The organism is Corallococcus macrosporus, from assembly GCF_017302985.1.
GTDB classification, from domain to species: Bacteria; Myxococcota; Myxococcia; order Myxococcales; family Myxococcaceae; genus Corallococcus; species Corallococcus macrosporus_A.
The window spans coordinates 183,519-207,152 of sequence record NZ_JAFIMU010000017.1 but is presented as its reverse complement, the minus strand read 5'-3'; the positions used below and the strand labels follow the sequence as shown (position 1 = coordinate 207,152).

General features: G+C 68.8%; 16 protein-coding genes and 1 tRNA gene. 9 read left to right on the top strand and 8 right to left on the bottom strand.

Features of this window, described 5'->3' with window-relative positions:
- The first annotated feature begins 942 nt into the window (after nt 1-942).
- Nucleotides 943-7,230: an RHS repeat-associated core domain-containing protein gene (locus JYK02_RS37205; protein WP_242589655.1), complete on the top strand. Its 6,288-nt coding sequence runs from the start codon at nt 943-945 to the stop codon at nt 7,228-7,230.
- Nucleotides 7,215-7,505, top strand: a complete 291-nt coding sequence (locus tag JYK02_RS37200) for a hypothetical protein (RefSeq protein ID WP_207057701.1) — start codon at nt 7,215-7,217, stop codon at nt 7,503-7,505. The genes JYK02_RS37205 and JYK02_RS37200 overlap by 16 nt, the downstream gene beginning before the upstream one ends.
- A gap of 239 nt (nt 7,506-7,744) precedes the next feature.
- Here the strand turns inward: JYK02_RS37200 and JYK02_RS37195 are convergent.
- Nucleotides 7,745-7,821: transfer RNA gene (locus JYK02_RS37195), tRNA-Pro, on the bottom strand.
- A gap of 253 nt (nt 7,822-8,074) precedes the next feature.
- On the opposite strand from JYK02_RS37195, the gene JYK02_RS37190 reads away from it, so the two are divergent.
- Nucleotides 8,075-8,473: a response regulator gene (locus tag JYK02_RS37190; RefSeq protein ID WP_207057700.1), complete on the top strand. Its 399-nt coding sequence runs from the start codon at nt 8,075-8,077 to the stop codon at nt 8,471-8,473.
- 1 nt (nt 8,474) lies between these two features.
- Here JYK02_RS37190 and rpe read toward each other — a convergent pair whose 3' ends face one another.
- Complete coding sequence (gene rpe / locus JYK02_RS37185) at nt 8,475-9,131, bottom strand: ribulose-phosphate 3-epimerase (protein WP_207057699.1); 657 nt, start codon at nt 9,129-9,131, stop codon at nt 8,475-8,477.
- 173 nt (nt 9,132-9,304) lie between these two features.
- Here rpe and JYK02_RS37180 point away from each other — a divergent pair, with 173 nt between their 5' ends.
- Nucleotides 9,305-10,813, top strand: coding sequence for an HD domain-containing phosphohydrolase (locus JYK02_RS37180; protein WP_207057698.1), 1,509 nt, complete (start codon nt 9,305-9,307; stop codon nt 10,811-10,813).
- Between the two features lie 9 nt (nt 10,814-10,822).
- Here the strand turns inward: JYK02_RS37180 and pyk are convergent, their stop codons facing one another.
- The 4 genes from pyk to JYK02_RS37160 all read right to left on the bottom strand — a co-directional run bounded on the left by pyk (nt 10,823) and on the right by JYK02_RS37160 (nt 15,099).
- Nucleotides 10,823-12,253, bottom strand: coding sequence for a pyruvate kinase (gene pyk / locus JYK02_RS37175; RefSeq protein ID WP_207057697.1), 1,431 nt, complete (start codon nt 12,251-12,253; stop codon nt 10,823-10,825).
- A 99-nt stretch (nt 12,254-12,352) separates the two neighbouring features.
- Nucleotides 12,353-13,168, bottom strand: coding sequence for a hypothetical protein (locus JYK02_RS37170; RefSeq protein ID WP_207058327.1), 816 nt, complete (start codon nt 13,166-13,168; stop codon nt 12,353-12,355).
- Between the two features lie 152 nt (nt 13,169-13,320).
- Nucleotides 13,321-14,778 (bottom strand): NFACT RNA binding domain-containing protein, encoded by a 1,458-nt coding sequence (locus JYK02_RS37165; RefSeq protein ID WP_207057696.1) that lies wholly within the window; start codon nt 14,776-14,778, stop codon nt 13,321-13,323.
- Between the two features lie 117 nt (nt 14,779-14,895).
- Nucleotides 14,896-15,099, bottom strand: coding sequence for a hypothetical protein (locus JYK02_RS37160; RefSeq protein ID WP_207057695.1), 204 nt, complete (start codon nt 15,097-15,099; stop codon nt 14,896-14,898).
- A 347-nt stretch (nt 15,100-15,446) separates the two neighbouring features.
- Here JYK02_RS37160 and JYK02_RS37155 point away from each other — a divergent pair, with 347 nt between their 5' ends.
- Nucleotides 15,447-16,769, top strand: a complete 1,323-nt coding sequence (locus tag JYK02_RS37155; RefSeq protein ID WP_207057694.1) for a glycoside hydrolase family 1 protein — start codon at nt 15,447-15,449, stop codon at nt 16,767-16,769.
- Here JYK02_RS37155 and dusB read toward each other — a convergent pair.
- Nucleotides 16,748-17,761 carry a tRNA dihydrouridine synthase DusB gene (dusB, locus tag JYK02_RS37150; protein WP_207057693.1) on the bottom strand — a complete coding sequence of 338 codons (1,014 nt, stop codon included), beginning with the start codon at nt 17,759-17,761 and terminating at the stop codon, nt 16,748-16,750. The two genes, JYK02_RS37155 and dusB, sit on opposite strands and share 22 nt — an antisense overlap.
- A 95-nt stretch (nt 17,762-17,856) precedes the next feature.
- Here dusB and JYK02_RS37145 point away from each other — a divergent pair, with 95 nt between their 5' ends.
- The 3 genes from JYK02_RS37145 to JYK02_RS37135 all read left to right on the top strand — a co-directional run bounded on the left by JYK02_RS37145 (nt 17,857) and on the right by JYK02_RS37135 (nt 20,786).
- Entirely contained in the window at nt 17,857-19,284 is a 1,428-nt protein-coding gene (locus tag JYK02_RS37145; protein WP_207057692.1) for a site-2 protease family protein, read from the top strand.
- A gap of 195 nt (nt 19,285-19,479) precedes the next feature.
- A complete protein-coding gene (locus JYK02_RS37140) occupies nt 19,480-20,007 on the top strand; it encodes an RNA polymerase sigma factor (RefSeq protein ID WP_207057691.1) in 528 nt (175 codons plus the stop codon).
- Nucleotides 20,004-20,786, top strand: a complete 783-nt coding sequence (locus JYK02_RS37135) for an NrsF family protein (RefSeq protein ID WP_207057690.1) — start codon at nt 20,004-20,006, stop codon at nt 20,784-20,786. Before JYK02_RS37140 ends, JYK02_RS37135 begins: the two co-directional genes overlap by 4 nt.
- A 26-nt stretch (nt 20,787-20,812) precedes the next feature.
- Here the strand turns inward: JYK02_RS37135 and JYK02_RS37130 are convergent, their stop codons facing one another.
- A complete protein-coding gene (locus tag JYK02_RS37130) occupies nt 20,813-21,253 on the bottom strand; it encodes a peroxiredoxin (RefSeq protein WP_207057689.1) in 441 nt (146 codons plus the stop codon).
- A gap of 177 nt (nt 21,254-21,430) precedes the next feature.
- On the opposite strand from JYK02_RS37130, the gene JYK02_RS37125 reads away from it, so the two are divergent.
- Nucleotides 21,431-23,542: a chloride channel protein gene (locus tag JYK02_RS37125; protein WP_207057688.1), complete on the top strand. Its 2,112-nt coding sequence runs from the start codon at nt 21,431-21,433 to the stop codon at nt 23,540-23,542.
- Nucleotides 23,543-23,634: the final 92 nt, after the last annotated feature.

Sequence of the window (23,634 nt, the reverse complement as noted above, 5' to 3'; positions counted from 1 at the left end):
GAACGGAGGAAAGCCTGTGCGTGCTGCCTCGTTCCTTGCAGTCCCTCCTCGCGGGAGATGCGTCCGTGCCGGACGGCTACATCCTTTTCAGCATCGACAACTCGAACCGCTACCTGGTGGCGGGTGGCGCCAGGTTCTACATCCCTCCTACGCAGCATGGCCTGTACTCCGGCGCCAGCACCGTGGCGCAGCCCCAGGCCACACCATCGACTCCTACACGCAGATTCCCCAGGAGAGCACGCTGATCCGCCAGGAGGGCACCGCCGAGATCACGTCGTGGTGGGGCAGACCTATCGGTGCTCCCTCAAGCGGAGGCAGTGGCGAAGCCGGAAGAGGGAGCTACTCAATTGCAATAAAGCCTGAGGAATATCAGGCATTGACGCTCTAGAACTCCGTTACACCCTCCTCCCAACCCTGGAGTCCCTAGCGGACTCAAGAGATGGTTGAATGACGAAGCCCTCGTTACACCGGTGTCGCCAGGTCTTCCTGGCGCTCTGCTTCATCGTTGTCGGCTGCGCCCAGGAAGCGGGGCCCTCACCCGAGGCGCAGCCACCTGCTGAGCCCGCCGACACGGTGGTGCACGAGTGGCGTCCCCAACCCGTGGGGGCGGCCGTTGTCTCCAAACGTGCCGTCGGTGAGCCATGCGACACCTACGGGCCGGACGAATGTGCCAATGCAGTGTGCGTGCGCACCTGGAAGGGCACGCGGCTGTGCAGCCGGGACTGCTCATCGGACACCGAGTGCCCGGAGGGCTGGGGCTGCGTGTCGATGGCGCCGGGCGGGGCGACTCGCGTCTGTCTCCTGCGGCCTGAACGCCGATAGGGCCTGGATTTCTTCTCCTCCTCCGTCTCTCCACTCGGGCTTGGACCCGGGGATATCACTTTCATGAAATCAGACAGTCAAAAGCCCCGGTTCCGTCTTCCCAGGTGGGCCTTCGTGGCGATGGCTCTCACCGCGGTGGGAGTCGCCATTGCGCAAACCGCCGGCGAGCCGCCTTCAGCCGAAGAGGTGCAATCCGCGGTCGACAAGGCCACCCGCGTTCCGTTCCCCGAGCTAGGGGGGGCTCGAGCCGCGGGAGCGCAGGGAGAGGTCACCCTCGGCAGCATGCGCTCGCTCTATGAGTCGGCGGACGTCACGGTGCAGAGCCCCCTGGGACCGGTGTCCTTCGTGCGTTACTACGGGCTGGACACGCGCGACAACACGGCTGACTACAACAAGCGCCCGCGTTGGACGCCTTTCGGCAGCATGCGGGCAGACACGTCGGCCTCTTACCGTGCTGGCACTTTCAATGGCCAATGCGGGGCCGCCGAGGACCGGAACAACTGCCGCGGTGGTCTTCGCTGGTGGCACAACTTCGAAAGTTGGGTGGAATACAAGGCAAAGGAAAGGCCCTGCCTGGACGAACCCAGGGTCTGCGCGGGAAAAGACAAAGAATACGACGTGACATGGACAGTGCATGCACCGGATGGGCGTCTCTACTCCTTTCCGGCATGCAGCCTCGACGACATCCACGGCAATCACCTGTCTCAATGCTACGCACGCAACCTCTCGGACCCGGGTGTGAAGCTGGTGCTCCTGGCCAACGGGACGGCCTATGGCGGTGCTTTCGTGCTCTACACGCCCGCGGCGCGGTACGTGTATGACACGCCATTCGGCATCGAACCGCAGGAGCCGGGATGGGTGAATTTCCGCCTCAGCTACATCCTGGCGCCTGAGCAACTCTACGCGGAGGATGGGATTACTCCCCCAGGGGACGCGTGTCTCACGGTCGGCCCGAACACTCCCTGTCAGCGGCGCCTGGCGACAATCCATTACGGCCCCGTCTGCTTGAGTGACAAGACCACAGTACGAAATCCACTCGAAAACTACGTCACCCATGTCGATGTCGCGGGGGCGGGTACGCTGCTGTTGCAGTACCACGCTGTCTACCTGCGCGACAGGAAGCAGATGGTGAATACCTTCGCGGACGGAGGAACGGACGGAAAGTACATTCCCCCCAAGGAATGCGTCCTTTCGAAAATCCTGCTCTTGGCGCCCGAGGGCGACTCGACTCCTGCGCGTGAAGTGGCCAGCTATGGCTATTCACAGGGACTCTTCGAGGAGGATGTCGGGACGACGACGCAGACGCTGGGCGGGTTGCTGAGCGACGTCGTGGTGTCCCCTGGTTCGGGGCCAGCGGCAAGCATCGAGACGCGGCTGCACTACGAGTACACCGAGGCGGTCCTCCCGAAGGATGGCGGCCCCTCCCTGCAGCCCCTTCGCACCTTCCGCGTCCTGCGCAATGGCCTGCTCGAGCGCGAGCTGGTGGTGGACGCCTCGGACGGCTCGTACGTGACGCGAACGCAGGTGGGTGACACGAAGGTCGACCTCTGGGCGGACAATAACGGCATCCCTCAAGACGGTGGCTTCGTTCCCTACTGCTCCCCCGGCAATTTCACGAAGAATGGGGTGAACAGTGCCGGGCAGACGATTGTCTGCAGGGGAGACCAATGGCAGTACCAGCAAGCCGAATCGGTGCTGCTGGGCAACGGCTCCGGCGCACTGGTGGCTGGCGTCCAGCAGGGCTCGCATCTGGGTACGTCCAACACGAATCCCAATGGCCCGCTCGTCTCAACGGTGGTGTTCGATGGCGGCACCTTCGAGGCCCTACCAGCTCTGCCACGCAAATGCAGCTGGGCGGTCGAGGCATACAACCCCTGCGGCGAAGGCGTGTTTTGCCCCAAGTATTCTTCTCTTTACGCCTATGCACCGGCGAAGCAGGTCGACACGCGCGGCAACAAGCTGGTGCTCGAGTCCAACCTGGCCCCCCTCGACGCGGGCGTCCCCTCCTCCACGGAGTGGTACCCCGTGGCGATGCCGCACGTGGAAGTGCATGTCGCCCACGAGGGAGCCTCGCTGGATGACGGCAGCGATGCGCTTCAGACAACCTATTTCAATTATGCCTACGTGGGGCACTTCCAGCAGAAGGTGAAGGATGAGTATGGCTACTCGGTATTGGAGACAACCAATGGCTCTACCTACCGCATCCGCCGCCACTACGACGTGCCGACGGGGCGCCTCACGGGCGTGGTGCAGATGGGGTACACCCTCCAGTTCAACGCCGCGAGCAATAGCTGGGCGCCCGCGCTGCGTCACGTCGGCACCTTCTACCGCACACGGTACAGCTGCGGCATCGCCGACGCCGATGCGGGGACCCTCATCAATGCAAACGAGGGCGAAGCGTGGGGGCGCGTGGTGGAGGTGTCGGGCCCCTGCCTGGTGACGGGCCTCGATGCAACTGCGTGTGCGCCTGGCCAGCCGTCGGTCCCCCTCACCCAGTATGAGTACCATCCCGCGACGGCGGCCCCCCGACTGGCGGGCCGGCTTGCGGTGCGCCGCGTCTTCAGCCGCACGGCGGGCGACGGTACCTGCAACATGCCGGACGTGGCCGTGGAGCCGAAGCCGTATGTGGAGACGCGCTATGACGACTACGACGTGCAGGGCCGGCTGACGCAGTGGCGCAACGAAAACGGAGTGAAGACGAAGTACGTCTACTCCGGCGACAAGCTGGTGGAGTCCCGGGTGGCTGACGGCAATCCGCTGGTGGCCGTGACGACGTACGGCTACGACAATGGCGAGGGCACGGGCAACTGGGTGCATTACCCAGACGGGCGCTACGAGGTGCAGTGCTTCCGCAAGAATACGGCTCCCGGCGTAGGCTGCAGCGGTGGTGTGTTGACGGACAAGCTGCAATGGACGGCTACCGCTCGCTTCCCTTCGGCCTGGGACTACACAGAGCGCACCGACTACAAGTACGCCGCCAATGGCCAGTTGGTGGGCGAAGAGGTCCTTGACAGTTCCGGTGTGCCGCGCCGCAAGCGCTATTTCGAGGGGGACCCGCTGGGCCGCACCACCTACGAGGCCACTGGGAGCGCCCTGCCTGAACCTTCCTCCGATTCCCGGTACCACCAGGTGTCCCTCTTCGACATGGAGGGCAACCGCGTGGGCCTGGGCCTGCCCTACCAGCCCTCGTCCTCGCCCCTCGAGCCGCTCTGTGGAGGCTTTGGCCCGCAGTCTACCCAGGCCAACGCACTGCCGGCCTCGCCGCTGTGCAAGGCATTTGAGTATGACCGGCTCAACCGCCTCTCCCGGCTGATGGAGCCGCTGGACACTCAGGGCAGTCAGACAGCCACGACCTGCCTGTCGTACGACGGTCGCGGCAACCTTGCCGGCGTTGGCCGCGCGGGGCCCAATCAGGCCTGCGCCCCCAACGTGGAAACGAGCGTGCGCTACGTGCACGATGACTTCGGCAACCTCGTCCAGGTGGTGGCGCCCTGGGCGCGCGCATTGTCAGGTTGGGCAGGCGAGTACCACTACGCCTACGACGCGGCGGGTAACCTCACCGTCAAGCAGACACCCACCATGGCGCATTCGAATGCTCCTGCTTGGGTCGAATACAACTATGACGCCATGCGCCGCGTGCTCACAGCCCAGGCGGCGAGCAAGAACTGGGCGAACCCCCAGACTCCCAATCGCGTGACGCTCTACGCCTATGGCTACGACGGCCAGGTGACTCCGCCCAGCATGTGTCCGGGAGGGGCTGGCAACCCGGATGGCACCCCCAATGTCAAAGGCCGTGCCCAGGTGTTGACGGACTCTTTTGGAGACACCTGGTACCACTATGATGTCCACGGCAACCCGAGAGCGCACTGGCGCGTGCGTGCCTCCGGGCAGCCGGCTCGGACGCAGGCCTGTAGCCGTGGCAATACCTCCAATACGCCCAACCGCTGGTTCTACTTCGACCAGGCAGGGCGGATGATCAACGAGGTGTTGCCCGGAGGCCGTCCACTCACCTATCTCTATTACGGCAACGATACAGGCTTGTCGCATCGGGTGGCCGAGGTGCGGGCCGCGACGTGGGATGGCTCACGGTGGGCCACCATGATGACGCTCATCAAGGACATACAGTGGGAGCCATACGGAGGCATCAAGTCATACGCCGTGAATACGCACCTCTCCACGGGCATGGGCACCACGCCCTGGCGCTATGTGGACTACCTGAGGACTGCTCCGGCCACCGTGCCCCTGTCGCAGTGCAACGATACGAACATTGTCTCAGGAAATGACCTCACCGGCCGGCTGAAGGCCATCACCGTCTCCACCGAGGCGGCGCGCAATGTCATCCACCATGGGGACATCTACAAGCGCGTCTATACGTGGAAGGCGGATCAGGTGGTGCGCGAGGACACGTGCGTGCTGGAGACGGCGAACGTCGCCCCCGAGACGGTGAAGTATGAAGGGGCGCAAGGCGAAGCGGGCTATGACACCCGCGGCCAGTTGCGCCACGTTACCGGCACGGTCACCAACCGGCCTCATGACTTGCGTACCTACACCTATGACGCCCTGGGCAACCGTCTCAGCGAGCGTCGAGGAGACTTCGTCTTCCAGTTGGGCTACGCGCCAGAGCAGTACGGCATGCGAGGGGAGTTGCCGCGTACCCGCAGCGTCAGTCAGTGCACCGCGGGCGATGCCAGCTGCCAGCAATCCACTGCCCTCACGGCGCCGACCGAGCACTATGGGTACGACGACGACGGACGTCTTTCGGAGAAGACGCTGAATAGTGGGGGCGCAGGCGGGGACGTGCTGACAGGCTTGACGTTTGGCACGGGGCTCGATGCCGAACATGCAGCCTTGGGCACCGTGTACAAGAGCGTGGCCGAAAACTTTGTCTTTGGCGGCGACACCTGGGAGTACTTCTACGACGCGCAAGGACGCCGCCGCCTCAAGCTCTACTCGACGGGCGCTCGCGAGGAGTACTTCTACGACAAGACCGCTCTGCTCGAGGACTGGAGCATCTCAAGCCTCACGTCCACCCAGCCGGACTCCGTCCGTGACGAGTACATCTGGCTGGGCAGCCGCCCGGTGGCCTTTTTCAAGACGCGCGTCAGCAGCACGGGTGGACGCGTGCCCGACTTCACGGGGACGTGCGAGCGATTCAGCGATGACGTTGAGCCTGCGTGTGGCGTCTACTTTCCCGTGACCGACGTACTGGGCAAGCCCGTGCTGATGTTGGACGGGGCGGGGTTGGTGACGGGCGTGGCGGATTATGACCCTTTCGGCCACGTGAATCGCGTCAGCCATCCAGCCGACAGCCCCCATCCCTCGACGGAAAGGGGGGCACAGCGCCTGCTTCTTGAAACCAGCACGGCCCTGCCTGCGCTGCGCAGTGGAATCAAAGTGCAGGTGCGTGGTCGCTTCACCTACCTCATGGGGAAGGCAGGGAGCGAAGCCTTCCTGACCGACGGCGCGGGGGCGCGGCTGACTCCAGCCACTAGCATGGGGACGAGCATCCCGGACCTGAGCGGTCGCTCCGTGGCAACGCCCTGGGTCAATGCCGCCAGCACGGTGCGGGTCTATTTCAAGGAGCCTACCACTACCCTGGGGGAGCCTACGGAGTGGGGCGCAAGCCTCGAGGGCCTCGAGTACCGGCGTTTCCAGACGGGGGCCACGCCTGTATGGCTGCCTTTGCGTCTGCCGGGCCAGTACCATGACGCCGAAACGGGCCTCTTCGAGAACTGGAACCGGTACTACGACCCGAGCATCGGGCGGTATCTGGGGCCGGATCCGCTGGCCTTCAGCCCTCAGTCCTTGCTGAGCGAGGCGTTGGCCGGGCGCGGCGTCAGCCCCTATGCATACGCAAACAACAATCCGGTAAATCTGGCTGATCCGGAAGGGTTGCAGGCTGCGCAAGCTTCCAACCCGGAGCTGTGGCAGCAGTTCCTTGCCGGGGCCGCGGCAGTGGGCGCCGCAGTCTCGGACGGAGTCGCATGGCTCGGCGCGAGAGCGGTTGCCGTGGTTTCTCCGGTGATGGCTGGAGTGGCTGGGGTGCTCTTGCCAACGGACGCACATGCGCCGAATGTCCAGGACGCCCCGGCGGTCCTGAATGAGGGCAAGAAGGAGGGCGCTCCCACGGCACAGGAGCCGGAGGCTGGTGCTCCAGCGAGAACTCAACACGGTGAGGAGCGTGCAGAGCAGGCTCGCTCGGGGGATGATCATCGGCAGGTGGGTGATGCCAATCGTGTCGTGGGCCAGGGCCGACAGTTCACGGACTCCGAAACGGGCAACACCATTCATGTTTCAGGAGACCGGGTGGTTGTAACCAACGGACAGGGGCAGATCGTGACCCAGTTCAGGAATACCCGGGCCAACACCCAGTCCCGCATCCAGAATGGCCGATGGATACCGAAATGAATTCGAAAATGCGTTTCTACAAGCGCCACGATGTCTTCGAGCGACACTCAGAGCACGAGCTGATCGTCTATCGTTGTCTGGAAGTGCTCCCTGCGGGCGGATTCGTGGTCCAAAGTGCTGACAGGGTGCGCGTCCCGGAGGGTGTGTCCAGCGTGGAGCAACATGAGCGCCAGTTCCTCGAGTTGATGTGTGAGGTCGCGCCAGAAGACCGTTCAGAGCCACATGCCTCGATTACAGAGGCCATCGAGGCATTCAAGGCTGACTTCGGCATGTGACCTTTGCAGCGAGGCCGCCATGTGCAGGCAGAGCGGTCTCGCTGCGAGAATGCGCAGAACGATCTGGGCCATCTGACGGAAGGCCCAGATTCGAGCGGTCGTCGCGGAGGCGAGCATGCTGGGCCATCTCGACTCCCCCCCAGCGCTACATGCACTCAAGCCCGGCGGCGATCCGGATGCTGGAGCCCGGAAATGAAAACGGGCTGGAGACCTTTCGGCCTCCAGCCCGCTTCATCGTTTGGTCGGGGAGACAGGATTTGAACCTGCGACCCCTTGGTCCCGAACCAAGTGCTCTACCAGGCTGAGCCACTCCCCGATATCCGGTGCTGCGCCAGGAACTGCCCTCGGGCCCGGCGAAGCGTGGGCGGATCTATCCGAGCCGCTTCTTTCAGTCAACGACCACTTTCGCGCCCCCCTTCCCCACCCCTCCCTCCCCCTCCCGCTCACTCGACTGTTGTCCTACCTACCCTTCAGGACGGGACAATGTTCACCCTCTTCACAACATCCGGGCCTTCCTGTAGTTCCAAGGTGTTGCACGTTGATCCGCCCCTGTCCCCCCACAGAGGACCATGACTGCTCCCACTGTCCTCATCTCGGATGATGAGCCCCTTGTCGTGTCCGCACTCGCGCGGGAGGCCAAGCGCTCCGGCCTCGTGTGCGTGTCCGACACCACCTCCGAACATGTGCTGGAGCTGGCCCGCAAGCACCGGCCCGCGGTCATCATCCTGGACATCAACCAGAACCAGGACGGCCGGGACCTGCTCGCGCAGCTGAAGAAGGACCCCGTCACCCGCGAGTCCAAGGTCATCATGCTCAGCGGCGTGGAGGACCAGTTCACCCGCCACGTGTGCTTCGAGCTGGGCGCCGACGACTACGAAGTGAAGCCGTGCGACCCCACCTTCATGGCCCGCATCGCCCGCATGGCCGCCGCCGCCGTGCGCCCGCCCGCTTCGCCCGAAGCCGCCTGACTCACGACGGACGCAGCGAACGGATGGCCGCCGCGCGGTCCTTCGCGCCAAACACGTAGCTGCCCGCCACCAGCACCGTCGCCCCCGCATCCACCACGCGCTTCGCCGTCTGCGCGTTGATGCCGCCGTCCACCTCGATGTCCACGTCCAGCCCCCGCGCGTCCAACATCGCGCGCAGGCGGCGGACCTTGTCCACCGTGGACTCGATGAACGACTGTCCCCCGAACCCCGGGTTCACGCTCATCAAGAGCACCATGTCCACGTCCCCCAGCACCTCCTCCAGCGTCACCAGCGGCGTGCTCGGGTTCAGCACCACCGCCGGCTTCGCCCCCGCGTGACGGATGGCCTGCAGCGTGCGGTGCAGGTGCGGGCTCGCCTCCTGGTGCACCGTCAGCACGTCCGCGCCCGCCTTCACGAACGCGTCCACGTACTTCTCCGGCTCCACGATCATCAGGTGCACGTCCAGCGGCTTCGTCGCCACCCGCTTGATGGCCTCCACGATGGGCGGCCCCAACGTGAGGTTGGGGACGAACCTGCCATCCATGACATCCACGTGAATCCAGTCGGCGCCCGCGGCCTCGATGGCGCGGACCTCCTCGCCCAGGCGGCTGAAATCACAGGAGAGCAGCGACGGGGAGATGCGGACGGGGCGGGTCATGGCGGCGCTTCATAACCGCTTCTCGCGGGCCACGGTACCTCTGCCCGACCGGAGAGAGACCTGGCGGACAGAGGTGGACCCAGCAGGTGGGGGGCCCAGGCGGCCGAGACACCGCGCGTGCTACAACCTGCCGCATCCGCGGCCATCCGCCGCATCCCACGGAGCCCGCCCCGGTGCTTCCCCAGTCCGTGCCCGCCTCCCCCAACCTGTCCCGCCGGCTCGCGAAGCTGACGTCCATCCTGGATGTCGCCAAGGCGATGAGCGCGGAGCGGGACCTCGACCTGCTCTTGCCCCTCATCCTCTATGAGGCCACCAAGGTCGTGGAGTCGGACCGCTGCTCGCTCTTCATCCTGGACCGCGAGCGCGAGGAGCTGTGGAGCAAGGTGGCCCAGGGCTCCAAGAATGAAATCCGCCTCCCCATGGGCAGCGGCATCGCCGGCCAGGTCGCCCACACCGGCGCCGTCATCAACATCCCCGACGCCTACGCCGACCCCCGCTTCAACAGCAGCTTCGACGTCTCCAGCGGCTACCGCACCCACACCATCCTCTGCGTCCCCATGCGCGACGCGAATGGCGACGTGACGGGCGTCATCCAGGCCCTCAACAAGCGCGGCGGGCGCGTGTTCGACGCGGAGGACGAGGAGCTGCTGCTCGCCCTGGGCGCCCAGGCCGCCGGCGCCATCGAGAACGCCCTCCTCCACGAGGAAATCAACCGCCTCTTCGAGGGCTTCGTCTCCGCGTCCGTCGTCGCCATCGAGGCGAGAGATCCCACCACCGCGGGTCACTCCGGCCGCGTGGCGGACCTCACCGTGTCCCTGGCCCGGGCGCTGGAGCACCACACCACCGGCCCCTATGCCCAGACGCGCTTCACCGCCGTGGAGCTGCAGGAGCTGCGGTACGCGTCGCTCCTGCACGACTTCGGCAAGGTGGGCGTGCGCGAGAACGTGCTCGTCAAGGCGGAGAAGCTCTACCCGCATGAGCTGGACACGCTGCGCGCCCGCTTCCAACTGGCTCGCAAGGACCTGCAGCTGCAGAGCTCCCGGCGCCGGCTGTCCGCCGTGGAGGCTCGCGGTCTGGCCGCCCTGCCCTCCATCCATCAGGAGGAGGACGCGCGCCTGGCCCAGGAGCTGGCGCAGCTGGATGAGGTGATGGGCTTCCTGCTCACCTGCAACAAGCCGACGGTGCTGGCGCAGGGCAACTTCGAGCGGCTGCTGGAGCTGGGCAAGCTCACGTACACCGACGCGCACGACCATGGGCAGCCGCTGCTGTTGCCCCATGAAATCCAATCCCTCTCCATCACCCGCGGCACGCTCTCCATGGAGGAGCGCCGGGAAATCGAGAGCCACGTCGAGCACACGTACCGCTTCCTGTCGCAGATTCCGTGGACGCGCGCGCTGCGCCGAGTGCCTGAGATTGCGTACGCGCACCACGAGAAGCTGGACGGCACGGGCTACCCTCGCGCCGTGCCGGAGATCCCGGTGCAGTCCCGGATGATGTCCATCTGCGACATCTACGACGCGCTCACCGCGAGCGACCGGCCCTACAAGAAGGCCGTGCCGCACACGCTCGCGCTGGACATCCTCAAGAAGGAGGCGGGGTCCGGACAGCTCGACAAGGACCTCTTCACCATCTTCGTGGAGGCGGAAGTGCCCCGCCGGGCCCTCAAGAAGGGCCCGGCGTAGCACGCGACCTCAGGCGCTGATGGTGTGCAGCCGGAGGCTGTTGATCTTGCCCGGCTGACCCACCGGCGCGCCGAACACCACCACGATGCGGTCGCCCCTGCGCGCGAGCCCGCGCGACACCAGCTCCTCCTCCACGCGGCGGAGCATGGTCTCCGTCTCCTGGATGGGCTCCAGCACGCGCGGCACCACGCCCCAGAGCAGCGACAGGCGGCGGCGCACCTCCTGGTTCGGGCTGAACGCGACGATGGGCACCGTGGGGCGGTAGTGCGCGAGCAGCCGCGCCGTCACGCCCGACAGCGTGAAGGCCGCGATGAGCGTGGCGCCGCTGGCCTTGGCCGCCTCGCACGCCACGCGCGCGATGACGTCCGGGAAGTGCAGGGGCAGGCCCAGCGGGGCCTCAATCACGCGCTGCTGGTGCTGCGCGCGGGCGGAGGACTCGGCCGCCAGGATGATGCGCTCCATCATCTGCACGGAGTCCGTGGGGAACTTGCCGCTGGCCGTCTCACCCGAGAGCATCAGCGCGTCCGCGCCGTCGTAGACGGCGTTGGCCACGTCGCTGGCCTCCGCGCGCGTGGGGCGCGGGTTGTCGATCATCGAGTTGAGCATCTGCGTGGCCACGATGACGGGCAGGCCGCGCAGGTTGGAGCGCCGGATGATGTCCTTCTGGACGGCCGGCACCTCTTCGGGGGGAATCTCCACGCCCAGGTCGCCGCGGGCCACCATCACGCCGTCCGTCTTGTCGAGGATGGCGTCCAGGCGCGCGATGGCCTCCGGCTTCTCCAGCTTGGAGATGATGGGCACCGTGCGGCCCACCTCGGCCATGGCCTGGCGCGCGGAGTCCAGGTCCGAGGGCTGGCGTACGAAGGACAGCGCGATGTAGTCCACGCCCGCCTTGAGGCCGAAGATGAGGTCCTCGCGGTCCTTGGGCGTCAGCGCGTCCGCGCGCACCGCCACGCCGGGCAGGTTGATGCCCTTGTTGTTCTTCAGCGTGCCGCCGTGGACGACTTCCGTCTTGATGAGCTGCTTCTTGTCCGTCTCCACGACGCGCAGCTCCAGGAGGCCGTCGTCCAGGAGGATGCGGTCGCCCGGGTTCACGTCCGCCGCCAGGTGCGGGTACGTGGTGGACACGATTTCGTCCGTGCCCTTCACCGTCTCATCCGTGGTGATGTGGAAGGTGGCGCCGTGCTTCAGCTCCGTGCTGCCGGTGATGAAGCGGCCGGTGCGGATCTTGGGACCCTGCAGGTCGCCCAGGATGCCCACCGCCTTGCGCACCTTCAGCGAGGCCGCGCGCAGCATGTCGATGTTCGCCTGATGCTGCTCGTGGCTGCCATGGGAGAAGTTGAGCCGGGCCACGTCCATGCCGGCCTCCAGCAGCGCTTCCAACATCTCCGGGGTCTGACTGGCAGGGCCAAGGGTGCAGACAATCTTTGCTCGTCGCATATGAGGCCGAACATCCGGCCCCGGCGCGTTTCGGTCAAGGAGTCACGGAGCGCGACCGAGCAGGTAAACCAGTAAATGTCCAGGCTGCTCGGCGTGCGCTCAGCCGCGCAGCAGCGTGCCCAGGTTCTCGCGCTCCCAACGCAGCGCGGCGGCGTAGTGCGGGTACGTGCGCTCGCGCTCGCGGAAGGCGCGCGGGTGGTGCACGCGGCGCCCGGTGCGATTGCTGCTGGGGAAGAGCTGGTGGAGCATCTCGTGGAAGACGATGAACTCCACGAAGAAGGCGGGCACGTCCGGCTTGTCCAGCGCGGGGTGGATGCGGATCTCGCGCGTCTGGTGGTCGTAGACGCCCAGGCGGATGGACTTGCGGCGGCGGCGCGGGGGCATGCGGCCCCAGCCGATGCGGGCCTGGATGGCGTTGCCGAAGTAGAGCTCGTTGACGCCGTTGTAGAGCGCCCGCAGGTCGAAGCAGCGGCCGAGCGGATTGAGCTCCGCGTCGGACTCACGCCGCAGCTGGCGGATGAGCGGCTGCTGACCCCGGATGTACTCGTCCAGCAGGGCACCGGCGGCGCGGTGTCCCCGGCCCGCGTAGTCCGCCACCGCGCGCACGATGCCTTCGGGCGCGTCCAGGAACATGTGGTGCAGCCGAAGCTGGAGCACCTGCGAGCCGCGGCGGAAGGACACCATGGTGGAGCGGTTGTCCGTCACGGCCAGGCGCACCGGCATGCCCAGGTTCGCGCTCAGGCGCCACGCGAGCGACTCCGCGCGCGTCCACAGCTCCTCGCGCGACGCGGTGAGGACGCGCGGGGCTTCCTCCGCGACACGGTTGCGCGGAGGCAGGGGCGCGGGTCCATCCGGCACGCGCTCCGCGGAAGCGGCGGCGCGTTCCGCGGACGAGCCACGCGGGAACAGGGACATCTGGCGGAAGGCTTCGGGCGTCACGCGGGGGGCATCGTACCCGGCACTTCCCGAACCTCAAGGCCAGGGGCTGGATGCCCGTCCGCCTGTCGACCTGGCCCACACGCCGAGCGTGACACCCTGGGTTGAATCCGTCCCACAAGCCCTGTCCTTCAGGGCAGTCCCGGGTCGCCATGGCGCGACTTGAGCAGCCGCTCCAGCCGCTCCGGCTCCATGCGCACCACGAAGGTCTTCTCCCGGGCGTACGTCACCTGCCCGGGGGCCGCGCCCTTCAGCTTGCGCACGAACTTCACCGGCAGGTAGCTCACCTCGCCGCGCGGCTCGCCCTTCGCCCCCGAGTGGTGCAGCGCCAGGTGCGCCGCGTCCAGCAGCACCTCCTGGGACACCTCCCCGTTCTTCTCCAGCGGCACCACCACGTGGCTGCCCGGCAGCCCGCGCGCGTGCAGCCACAGGTGCCAGGGACGCGCGACCTTGAAGGTGAGCTGGTCGTTGTCCTCCGAGCCGCGTCCCACCCAGATGCGCGCGCCGCCGTGGCCCACGTACTCCTTGAAGGGGAGGCCCCCCTTCGGGCCCTCCTCGCCCTGGGACACCTGGAGCACTTCGGCCTGCGCCATCAGCGCGGCGTCATCCATGGCCTCAATCTGCGTGAGCGCCGTCTGTGCGTGGGCGACCTCGCGCGCCAGCTCCGCCTCGCGGTGGCGGGCCTGCTCCACGCCGCGCAACAGGCGCCGGTACTGGTGGAAGTGCCAGTCCGCCTCCTCCTTCGGGGTGCGCTTCGGGTCCAGCTTCACCTGGACCTCCTCCACGCCGGCCTCCGTATAGGCGGTGAGCGTCACCTGCGACGCGCCGCGCTTGAGCCGGTGCAGGTTCTGCGCGAGCAGCTCGCCCACCTCGCGGTGCTTCTCCGCCTCCGGGCCGCGCTGGGCCTCCGCGCGCACCTTCTCCAGCGTGCGCGAGGAGCGCTTCAGCCGCGCCCGGTACGGCTGCGCGAGCCGGCGGCGGATGCTGTCCGCGCGGCTGGTGCGGTCCTTCTGCCCGAGCACCCGCTCGGCGGCCTGCAGCTTCGGAAGCGCGTCCTCTTCCTTCGGCTCCAGGCGCGAGGGCTGCGCCCTTCCCTTCGCCAAAGCCTCCGGTGACACGGGCTCCGGCGGCGACCACTGCGCTCCGGGATAGAGGTTGCGGCGCTGACCGAAGCCCTCACCGGAGAGCATCAGGACGCGCTGGTTGTCGCTGAGCAGGAGCAGGCCTCCGGGCGCGCCGACCTCCAGCACCAGCCGGCGGCGCACGGCTTCGCGCTCGAACTCCAGGACGACGGTGCGGCTCTCCTCCAGGTAGCGCGCGGCGGCGAGCTTGAAGCCGGTGAGCTCCTGGCGCAGCCAGCGCTGGAAGGGGGCGGGTTCGCCCGGCGTGGGGAAGCGGTCTTCGGCGACGGACAGGCGCGACAGCTCGCCTTCGGCGCACAGGCAGAGGACCACCGATCTGCCGGGGACGCGCAGCTCCAGGTAGGCCAGGCGGGGCAGCGGGCACCACGCCTTCTGGGCCACCGCGCCCACCAGCCGGGCCGCGGCCTCCGCCACCACCTCACCGAACTCCACCGGACGCAGCGACATGGCCCCTCCCGGGCGGACACGCAGAGGTAACCCCTGGCCCGCAAAAGAAAAACGGCCCGGCGGGTTTCGCCGAGCCGTTCACCGGACGTCAACCGACGTCCGTCATGACGCCGTACTTCAGGCTTCCGGGGTCGCCGGAGCCGCAGCGGCCTTGCTGGCGCTCTTGCGGGTCGTCTTGCGCGCGGACTTCTTGGCAGCGGCCTTCTTGGCCGGGGCCTTCTTGGCCGTGCCACGCTTCGCGGCAGGGGCCTTGCGGGCGGTCTTCTTCGACGCGGTCTTCTTCGACGCGGCCTTCTTCGCGGTCTTCTTCTTCGCGGCCATCGGAATCCTCCGTTCAGTGTTGAGGCCCGCGAGGACGCGAGCCCTGCACCCACTTTGGACTGAACGTGAGTGCTTGAAATGAATGGTACGGGCGACATGCCAGTGTGTCAACGCATGGTGATGTATTGCAGTGCGCGGCGAGGCCGATTTTTGGCCTCCGGGCGCTTCGAACCGTTCGTGGCGGTCATTTCGGGGGTCCTGCGCGTCGCGTGCGGGGCCGAATTTCCGGCTCCGGACGCATTTCGTGGGTCCGCGCTACAGGCATGGATGTCCGCTGGCGTGCATCTGGCGCGCGCGCATCGCGTCGCTTCCCGTCCTGGAGGCGGCGACCTACGGTGCCCGCCCGCATGAATTCCCCCGCGCTGACCTTCCCCGCGTCCTTCACCTTCGGCGTCGCCACGTCCGCGTACCAGGTGGAGGGCGGCATCGAGAACGACTGGGCCCAGTGGGAGCGGCAGGGGAAGTTGAAGGAGCCCCACGCGCGCTGCGGCCGCGCGGTGGACCACTGGAACCGCTACGCGGAGGACTACGCCCTGGCGAAGGCGGTGGGGGCCACGGCGTTCCGGCTGTCGCTGGAGTGGGCGCGCATCGAGCCCGAGCGCGGCCGCTTCGATGGCGCGGCGCTGGAGGGCTACCGCGAGCGGCTGCTCCAGTTGCGCGCGCAGGGCCTGCGGCCGGTGGTGACGCTCCATCACTTCACCCACCCCACGTGGTTCCACGCGTCCACGCCCTGGCACCTTCCGGAGAGCCTGGAGGCCTTCCGCCAGTACGTGCGCCAGTGCGCGCCCCTGTTGGAGGGGCTGGACGCGCTCGTCATCTCCTTCAACGAACCGATGGTCCTCTTGTTGGGCGGCTACCTCCAGGGCCTGATGCCGCCGGGCATCACGGACGGGGCGAAGACGATGGCCGCGCTCGGGAACATGGTCCGCGCGCACGTCATCGCGCGCGAGGAGCTGGGTCAGCGACTGGGCCGCGTGGAGCTGGGCATCTCCCAGAACATGCTCGCGTTCGCGCCGGACCGCTGGTGGCATCCCCTGGACCGCTCGCTGGTGCGGCTGGCGGCCCCCGCCTACAACCACGCGTTCCACGAGGCGCTGTCGTCCGGCCACCTGCGCGTGTTCATGCCGGGCGTGGCGTCCACGGACGTGCGCATCGAGGGGGCGCGCGACTCGGTGGAGTTCGTGGGGGTCAACTACTACACGCGCGCGCACCTGCGCTTCATGCCGCGGCCGCCCTTCATCGACTTCAAGTACCGCGACCCGGACGGGCGCGGGCTCACCGACATCGGGTGGGAGAAGCGGCCCGAGGGCTTCCTCCAGTTGCTCCAGGAGGTGAAGCGCTACGGCAAGCCGGTGTGGGTGACGGAGAACGGCATCGACGACCGGCAGGGGTCGGTGCGGCCGGAGTACCTCCACACGCACCTGCGCCAGGTGCTGGCCGCGCGCGAGGCCGGCGTGGACGTGCAGGGCTACCTCTATTGGAGCCTGCTGGACAACTTCGAGTGGCTGGAGGGCTGGGGCCCGCGCTTCGGCCTCTACCACGTCGACTTCGACACGCTGGAGCGCCGCCCCACCCCGGCCTGCGACTACTTCCGCGCCGTGGCCACCGGGCGCGTGCTGGTGCCGCCGGCTCCGAGCCCTGGCAGCGCTCAGCCCAGCGCGGCGCGGTAGTCCACTTCGGGCTCCTCCAGGGGAGCGGTGGGGTCCGTGTCCGCGCCCGCGAAGAAGCGGCGCACGCTGTCCTCCACCGCCTCCGGCGAGTCCAGCCCGTTCACCTCCGAGCGGAAGTGCGCCGCGCCCTTGAGGCCGTGGGCGTACCAGGCCAGGTGCCGGCGGAAGGAGCGCACCGCCCCCAGCGCGTCCCCGACGAACTCCGCGTGGGCCCGGGCGTGCTCCAGCACCAGCTCGCAGCGCTCCTCCGGCGTGGCGGGCGGGCCGCCCACGAGCTCGCGGAAGAGCCACGGGTTGCCCAGGGCGCCCCGGCCAATCATCACGAAGTCGCAGCCGGTGCTGTCCAGCATGCGGTGCGCGTCCGCCACCGTCTTCACGTCCCCGTTGCCCAGGATGGGCAGCTCCGGGAAGTGGCGCTTCAGGTCCGCGATGTGGGCCCAGTTCGCCTGGCCGGAGTAGCCCTGCTCGCGCGTGCGCGGGTGGAGGGCGAGCCCCGCGCACCCCGCCTCCTGGAGGGCCTCCGCCACCTGGAGGTAGTTGAGCGTGCGCGCGTCCCAGCCCGAGCGGATTTTGCAGGTGACGGGCAGGCCGGTGGCCTCGCGGATGGCGCGGACGATGGCCGCGGCGCGGGGCACGTCGCACAACAGGCCACTGCCTGCGCCGTTGCGCACCACCTTCTTCACCGGGCAGCCCATGTTGATGTCGATGAGCTGCGCGCCCGCGGCCTTGCCCACCTGCGCCGCCTGGGCCATGGCCTCCGGTTCGCCGCCGAAAATCTGGAGCGAGTAGGGCTTCTCCACCGCCGCGTCGTAGCGCAGGTACTTGAGGGTGCGCTGGTTCTGGCGCATCAGCCCCTGGGCGCTGACCAGCTCCGTGGGGCAGAGGGCCGCGCCCAGCCGGAAGGCGATGACGCGGAAGGGGCGCTCGCTCACGCCCGCCATGGGCGCGAGGATGTAGGGGTTGGGGAGCGTGTAGGGACCCAGCTTCAGCATGCGGAAAGACACCCTATACCCGGCGGGGAACAGAAGCGCGCGGGCCATGAGAACGGCCCTGCGCGAGTGGGGGCCAACGATTAAGGTCCCCACCCATGTTCCGTTTCAGGCTCGGGAGCGTCCCCGTCCACGTCCACACGAGTCACCTGCTGTTCTCCGCGGTGCTCGCCTACCAGTCCCTGCCCTCCCCGGGGCGGCACTCGGGGGCCGGGTGGCTGGGGGACCAGCTGGCCGACCCCTCGTCGCCCGGGCACATGGGCGCGGTGGCGGCCTACGTGCTGTCGTGGATGTTCATCGTGTTCGTGTCCGTGCTCATCCATGAGCTGGGGCACGCGGTGGCCTTCCGCTTCTTCGGCTACCAGCCGAGCGTGGACCTGGTCTTCATGGGCGGCGTGACCCGGCCCAACACGGACCGGCCCCTGCCCTGGCACAAGGACGTGGTGAGCAGCTTCGCGGGCCCGCTAGCGGGGCTCACGCTGGGCGTCCTGTGCTGGGCGGTGCTGCTGCAGGTGGAGGGCCGCTGGGAGATGGCGGACTTCTTCCTGCGCAACTTCTTCTTCGCCAACATGGTGTGGGCGGTGCTGAACCTGCTGCCGGTGCCGCCCCTGGATGGCGGGCACATCAGCACGGCGCTGGCGACGCGGATGTTCGGGCGGCGGGGCTTCATCGTGTCGCACGTGCTGGCGCTGGGCCTGTGCGTGGGCGTGGTGCTGCTGGCCATCAAGACCGGGGCCCTGTTCATGGGCGTCCTCTTCGCCATGTTCGGCTACCAGTCGTTCCGCGTGTTGGCGGACATGATGCGCGCGCGCAGCGAGGCGAAGGAGGAGGAGGGCCCCAAGGCCCAGTCCCTGCGCGAGGCGCAGCAGGCCCTGCGCGAGGACCGGCTGGACGACGCGTGGCGGCTGGGCAACCAGTTGCTGGAGCAGGAGGGCCTGTCCGCGGGGCTCACCAGCCGCGCGCACTATCTGCTGGGCTGGGTGGCGCTGAAGCAGGGCCACGGGCGGCCCGCGCTGGACCACTTCTCCCAGGTACAGGGCCAGCCGGTGGAGATGCATGCGGTGGCGGCGGCCTTCTCCCTGGTGGGGGATGACGCGCGGGCGGTGGGCTACTGGAAGCAGGCGTGGGGCGAGTCGCAGGACCGCACCGTGATGCACGAGTACGCGGGCGCGCTCATCCGCCTGGGCCAGGTGAACGAGGCGCTGCGGCTGCCCGGCGTGGACCCGGCGGCCGCGTTCCGGTGCGCGGAGCGGGCGCTGTTCATCCGGGGCGCCTATTCGGAGGCGGCGGCGGTGAGCGAGGCCGCGCTGAAGCACGTGCCGGACGCGGGCATCGCGTACGACGCGGCGTGTGCCTTCGCTCGCGCGGGCAACGTGGCGGACGCGGTGCGGCTGCTCCAGCGGGCCGGAGAGCTGGGCTTCCAGGACGCGGCGTATGCGGCCTCCGACGAGGACCTGGCGCACCTGCACGGACACCCCGCCTTCGAGGAGTGGCTGGCGCGGCTGCGGCCGGCCGCCTCGCTCTGAGCCCCCGAGCCGGGGGGCCACGGAGGGAGAGGCGATTTCTGCCGTGAAGCGCTGGGGGGGCTTAGAGTTCCCGCCCGTCCCGTGAGCCCTTCGTCCCCTCCCTTGAAACCGTCCGCCGCGCCCGTGCGTACCGGGGACATGCCGGCATCCCCAGGAGCTCCCGGAGGAGCTTCCGGCGACTCGGACGAGGTGTTGATGGAGCGGTTCTGCCAGGGAGAGGCGCAGGCGTTCGACGCGCTCTTCCAGCGCTATGCGCGCCCCGTCCAGGGCTACCTGGCGCGGCTGACGGGCAGCGCCGCCACCGCCGAGGACCTGGCCCAGCTCACCTTCCTGTCCCTGGTGCGCGCGCGCGGCCGCTATCAGGCGGGCGCCCGCGTCCGTCCCTGGCTGTACGCCATCGCCACCAACGCCGCGCGCGACCATGCGCGCCGCCACCGCCGCCCGGAGGACCTCACCCCGGAGGGCGAGCTGCCCCTCACCGCCGTGGCGGACACCCCGGAGCCGCGCGACGCGGGCCTGGAGCGCGCGGTGCAACGCGCCCTGGCGCAGCTTCCCGAAGGCCAGCGGCTGCCCATCCTCATGCACCGCTTCGAGGGCATGGGCTTCGCCGAAATCGCCGAGGCCCTGGGCCTCACGGAGAGCGCGGTGAAGGTGCGCGCCCACCGGGGCTACGCGCGCCTGCGCGAGCTGCTCGCCCCCCTTCAGCAGGAGACCTCGCGATGACGCCCGAGTGCGAACGCGTCCTGGACTGCCTGGACGGCCCGTTGCCCCCGGAGCTGGCGTCGCACGCGGCCGGCTGCGCGGACTGCCGCGCCCTCCTGGACGGCTTCCAGGTCCTGGCGCCCCCCGCCGCGGCGCCGCCCCCCGTCCCCATCGACGAGGCGAAGCTCGAACAGACGCGGCGCCAGTCCCTCACGGAGCTGGCCGCGCAGCCCGTGCCCACGCCGTGGTGGAAGGAGGTGGCCGTGCTGCTCGGCACCTACCTGGGCGTGGGCGTGGTGGGCCTGCTCGTGGTGGGCCGGCACGGGCTGATGCTCAACGCCGCGTCGCCGTGGGTGGTGGCGCTGGTGGCGCTGCTCATCGTCGTGGGCGTGGGCGGCGGCGCGATGGTGGCCCTGGCGCCGAGGCAGCGCACCTGGCCCTTCACGCTGGTGGCGGTGGGCGCGCTCGTCGTGGCGCTGGCGCAGCTCACCGGGCGCTCCGGCGTCCAGGTGCGGCCCTTCCTCGCGGGCACCCTGGGGTGCATGGGCGCGGAGGTGGCGCTGTCGGTGGTGCCGGTGGCGCTGGCGCTCGTGCTCCTGTGCCGCTCCGCCTTCCAGCCGGTGCGCGCGCTGGCGGCGGGCCTGTCCTCCGTGGGCGTGGGCATGCTGGTGCTGCACATGCACTGCCCGGACGGCACCGCGGCCCACCTGATGCTGGGCCACCTGCTGCCGTGGATCGTGCTGGCGGGCGTGGCGGTGTTCATCCGCTCGCGCCTGCCGTCCCGCTCGTTCGCGCCGTGAGGGCCGGGCGCTGAAGTTCCGGAGCCCTACTGGAGGCGCGACAGCGCTTCCTGGGGGAAGGCGCGCGCGTCCACCTTGGCGTGCCATTCCTTGATGCGGCCGTCCGGGCCGATGACGACGCCCACCCGGCGCGCGTTGGCGGCCGAGGCGTCATCCGCGGCCCCGTAGGCCAGCCCCACCTTGCGGTCCACGTCGCACAGGAGCGGGAAGTTGAAGCCGAACTTCTGGGAGAACGCCTGGTTCTCCGCCGGTGTGTCGAAGCTGATGCCCAGGATGACGGTGCCCTTGGCCTCGTACTGGGTCTTGTGGTCGCGGAAGGAGCAGCCCTCCGCGGTGCATCCGGGGGTGTCCGCCTTCGGGTAGAACCAGAGCACCACGTTCTTGCCCCGGTAGTCCGACAGCCGGTGCGTCTTCCCCGTCGAGTCCTGCACGGTGAACTCCGGCGCCACGTCTCCCTGCTTGAGCATGTGCGATGCCTCCTTCATGGGGTGGAAATGGAGGGCGTCGTAGCACGCTCGGGGGGCGGGGAGCCGGGCACCGCTCGGGTGATGTGTGGAGTGGAGTGCAGGCGGACGGCGGCGGGTGCACACCTCCATCAAGAGGCTTGAAACCCAGGGGCCACCTCCGTTTAGTAGGTGCACCAAATGAACACCTCCGACGAACCTCCGCCTGCTCAGTCGCAGCGGGTGGCCGCGCTCACGCTCTGGGCGCGTCAGAACCTTTCACGCCTCATCTACTTCCTGCTGGGCGCGTCCAACCGCATCCGGCTGCCGACGCCGTCGGTGCTGCCCATCGCGGGCGCGGTGGTGGGGCTCTACAGCGGCCTGGCCGCGGGCATCTTCTCCAACCTCATTGGCGTGATGAGCGGCATCACGTTCAGCGCCGCGGAGCTGGCGGCGGCGCTCAAGCCGCAGCGGCTGCGCACGTTGATGGAGTCGCTCTCCTCCGCGCGCTGGCACCTGGAATACGCGCTGGTGGGCGTGCCGCTGGCGCTGGGCGCGCTGCTGCTGGCGCGGGTGATTGAACCCGGCGGCCCTCGCGACGAGGTGAAGCGCCGCCTGCGGCTGCTCGCGCTGCTGACGCTGGGCGCGCTGTCGCTCTACTACCCGCTCGTGGGGCTGGCGGCCGTGAACGCCGTGTTCGGCCATGCGCACAACCTGCCGGCGGTGCTGCCGCACCTGCCCTGGTGGCTCATCCTGATCGCGCCCACGGTGGGCGGGCTCGCCGTGGGGCGGCTCTTGCGCGACCGGCCGGAGACGCACGGGCACGGCCTTCCGGAGGTGGTGCGCGCGGTGAAGAGCGGCGCCAACGTGGTGCCGGCGGACCGGGGGTTGCTCAAGCTCATCGCGTCCGCCATCACCATTGGCAGCGGCGGTTCCGCGGGCCGCGAGGGGCCCATCGTCTATGGAGGCGCGGCGTTCGCGTCCAGCGTGGGGCGGGTGCTGGGCTTCAGCCGCAAGGAGCTGTCCATCCTGCTGGCGTGCGGCGCGGGCGCGGGCATCTCCGCGTCCTTCAACGCCCCCATCGCGGGCGCGGTGTTCGCGATGGAGATCATCCTGCGCGAGTTCGAGCTGCGCGTGTTCTCCCCCATCATCCTGGCGAGCGTGGCGGGCACGCTGGTGAGCCGGGGCGTGCTGGACGAAGCGCCCCTGCTCAACCGGGTGAACTACGAGCTGGTCAGCGGCACGGAGGTGTTCGCCTACGCGGGGCTGGGCATCGGGTGCGGGCTGCTGGCGTTCGCGTTCGTGAAGCTGCTGCACGGCGTGGAGCACTTCTTCCACGGCGGCATGGGCGGGAAGCTGTCCCCGTGGCTGGGCCGGAAGCCGCTGCCGGTGCGCGCCGCGCTGGGCGGCCTGTGCACGGGCGTGCTCGTGTTCCTGAGCCCCACGGTGTGGGGCAGCGGAAACGACTACATCAACCTGGCGGCGGCGGGGCAGCTGCCCTTCTTCTTCCTGCTGACGGCGTGCGTGCTGAAGCTGGTGGCCACGGCGCTCACCATCGGCTCGGGCGGTTCGGGCGGCACGTTCTTCCCGGCGGCGCTGATTGGCGCCATGGCGGGCGGCGCGTTCGGCACGCTGGTGCACTACTTCTTCCCGCATGCCACCGGGCCCAGCGGCGCGTACGCCATCGTGGGCATGGGCGGCGCGGTGGCGGCGCTCACGCGCGGCCCGCTCACCGGCATGATGATGCTGTACGAGCTGAGCGGCAGCCATGAGATCATCCTGCCGCTGATGGTGACGTGCACCATCGCGTCCGCGGTGTGCCACTTCCTCACGGAGCGCACGGCGCCCAAGGTGCAGAGCGACGAGGACCTGCTCGTGGCCACGCACGTGCGGGCCCTGATGACGGAGGTGCCGGCGGTGCCCGCGGGCACGCCGCTGCGCGCGCTGACGGACCAGCTGCTCACGTCCGAGGCCGGCACGCTGCCGGTGCTGGACACGCAGGGCAACCTCTACGGCACGGTGCATGTGGAGCAGCTGCGCGAGGTGTGGCGGGACGAGTCCATGTACCCGCTGCTCGTGGCCAGCGACCTGGCGCGCAAGCTGCCCGCGCTGGCGCCGGACTCGGACCTGGCGCACGCGCTCCAGGTGATGGACCAGGAGGACGTGGACGCGCTGCCGGTGACGCCCGTGCTGGGGCTGGCCCCGTGCGGGCTCCTCACCCGCGCCGCCGTCCGGCGCTTCCTCTTCGCGGCGCACACGCGCGCGCACGCCACGGGGAACTACCCCGTCACCCCCACCGAGGCGACGCACTGAGCCGTCGCCGCTGAAGTGCCCGACCCGGGCGGAAGGGGGCCGCTCGGGGGGCCGGGTCTGTCAGGAAACGAGGGGAGCAGGCATCCTTGGGC

Excerpts from the sequence above, each read along its gene's own strand:
- JYK02_RS37205 (WP_242589655.1), top strand. The coding sequence starts at position 943 with ATGGCTCTCACCGCGGTGGGAGTCGCCATTGCGCAAACCGCCGGCGAG.
- JYK02_RS37200 (WP_207057701.1), top strand. The coding sequence starts at position 7,215 with ATGGATACCGAAATGAATTCGAAAATGCGTTTCTACAAGCGCCACGAT.
- JYK02_RS37190 (WP_207057700.1), top strand. The coding sequence starts at position 8,075 with ATGACTGCTCCCACTGTCCTCATCTCGGATGATGAGCCCCTTGTCGTG.
- rpe (WP_207057699.1), bottom strand. The coding sequence starts at position 9,131 with ATGACCCGCCCCGTCCGCATCTCCCCGTCGCTGCTCTCCTGTGATTTC.
- pyk (WP_207057697.1), bottom strand. The coding sequence starts at position 12,253 with ATGCGACGAGCAAAGATTGTCTGCACCCTTGGCCCTGCCAGTCAGACC.
- JYK02_RS37170 (WP_207058327.1), bottom strand. The coding sequence starts at position 13,168 with ATGTCCCTGTTCCCGCGTGGCTCGTCCGCGGAACGCGCCGCCGCTTCC.
- JYK02_RS37165 (WP_207057696.1), bottom strand. The coding sequence starts at position 14,778 with ATGTCGCTGCGTCCGGTGGAGTTCGGTGAGGTGGTGGCGGAGGCCGCG.
- JYK02_RS37160 (WP_207057695.1), bottom strand. The coding sequence starts at position 15,099 with ATGGCCGCGAAGAAGAAGACCGCGAAGAAGGCCGCGTCGAAGAAGACC.
- JYK02_RS37155 (WP_207057694.1), top strand. The coding sequence starts at position 15,447 with ATGAATTCCCCCGCGCTGACCTTCCCCGCGTCCTTCACCTTCGGCGTC.
- dusB (WP_207057693.1), bottom strand. The coding sequence starts at position 17,761 with ATGCTGAAGCTGGGTCCCTACACGCTCCCCAACCCCTACATCCTCGCG.
- JYK02_RS37145 (WP_207057692.1), top strand. The coding sequence starts at position 17,857 with ATGTTCCGTTTCAGGCTCGGGAGCGTCCCCGTCCACGTCCACACGAGT.
- JYK02_RS37140 (WP_207057691.1), top strand. The coding sequence starts at position 19,480 with ATGGAGCGGTTCTGCCAGGGAGAGGCGCAGGCGTTCGACGCGCTCTTC.
- JYK02_RS37135 (WP_207057690.1), top strand. The coding sequence starts at position 20,004 with ATGACGCCCGAGTGCGAACGCGTCCTGGACTGCCTGGACGGCCCGTTG.
- JYK02_RS37130 (WP_207057689.1), bottom strand. The coding sequence starts at position 21,253 with ATGCTCAAGCAGGGAGACGTGGCGCCGGAGTTCACCGTGCAGGACTCG.
- JYK02_RS37125 (WP_207057688.1), top strand. The coding sequence starts at position 21,431 with ATGAACACCTCCGACGAACCTCCGCCTGCTCAGTCGCAGCGGGTGGCC.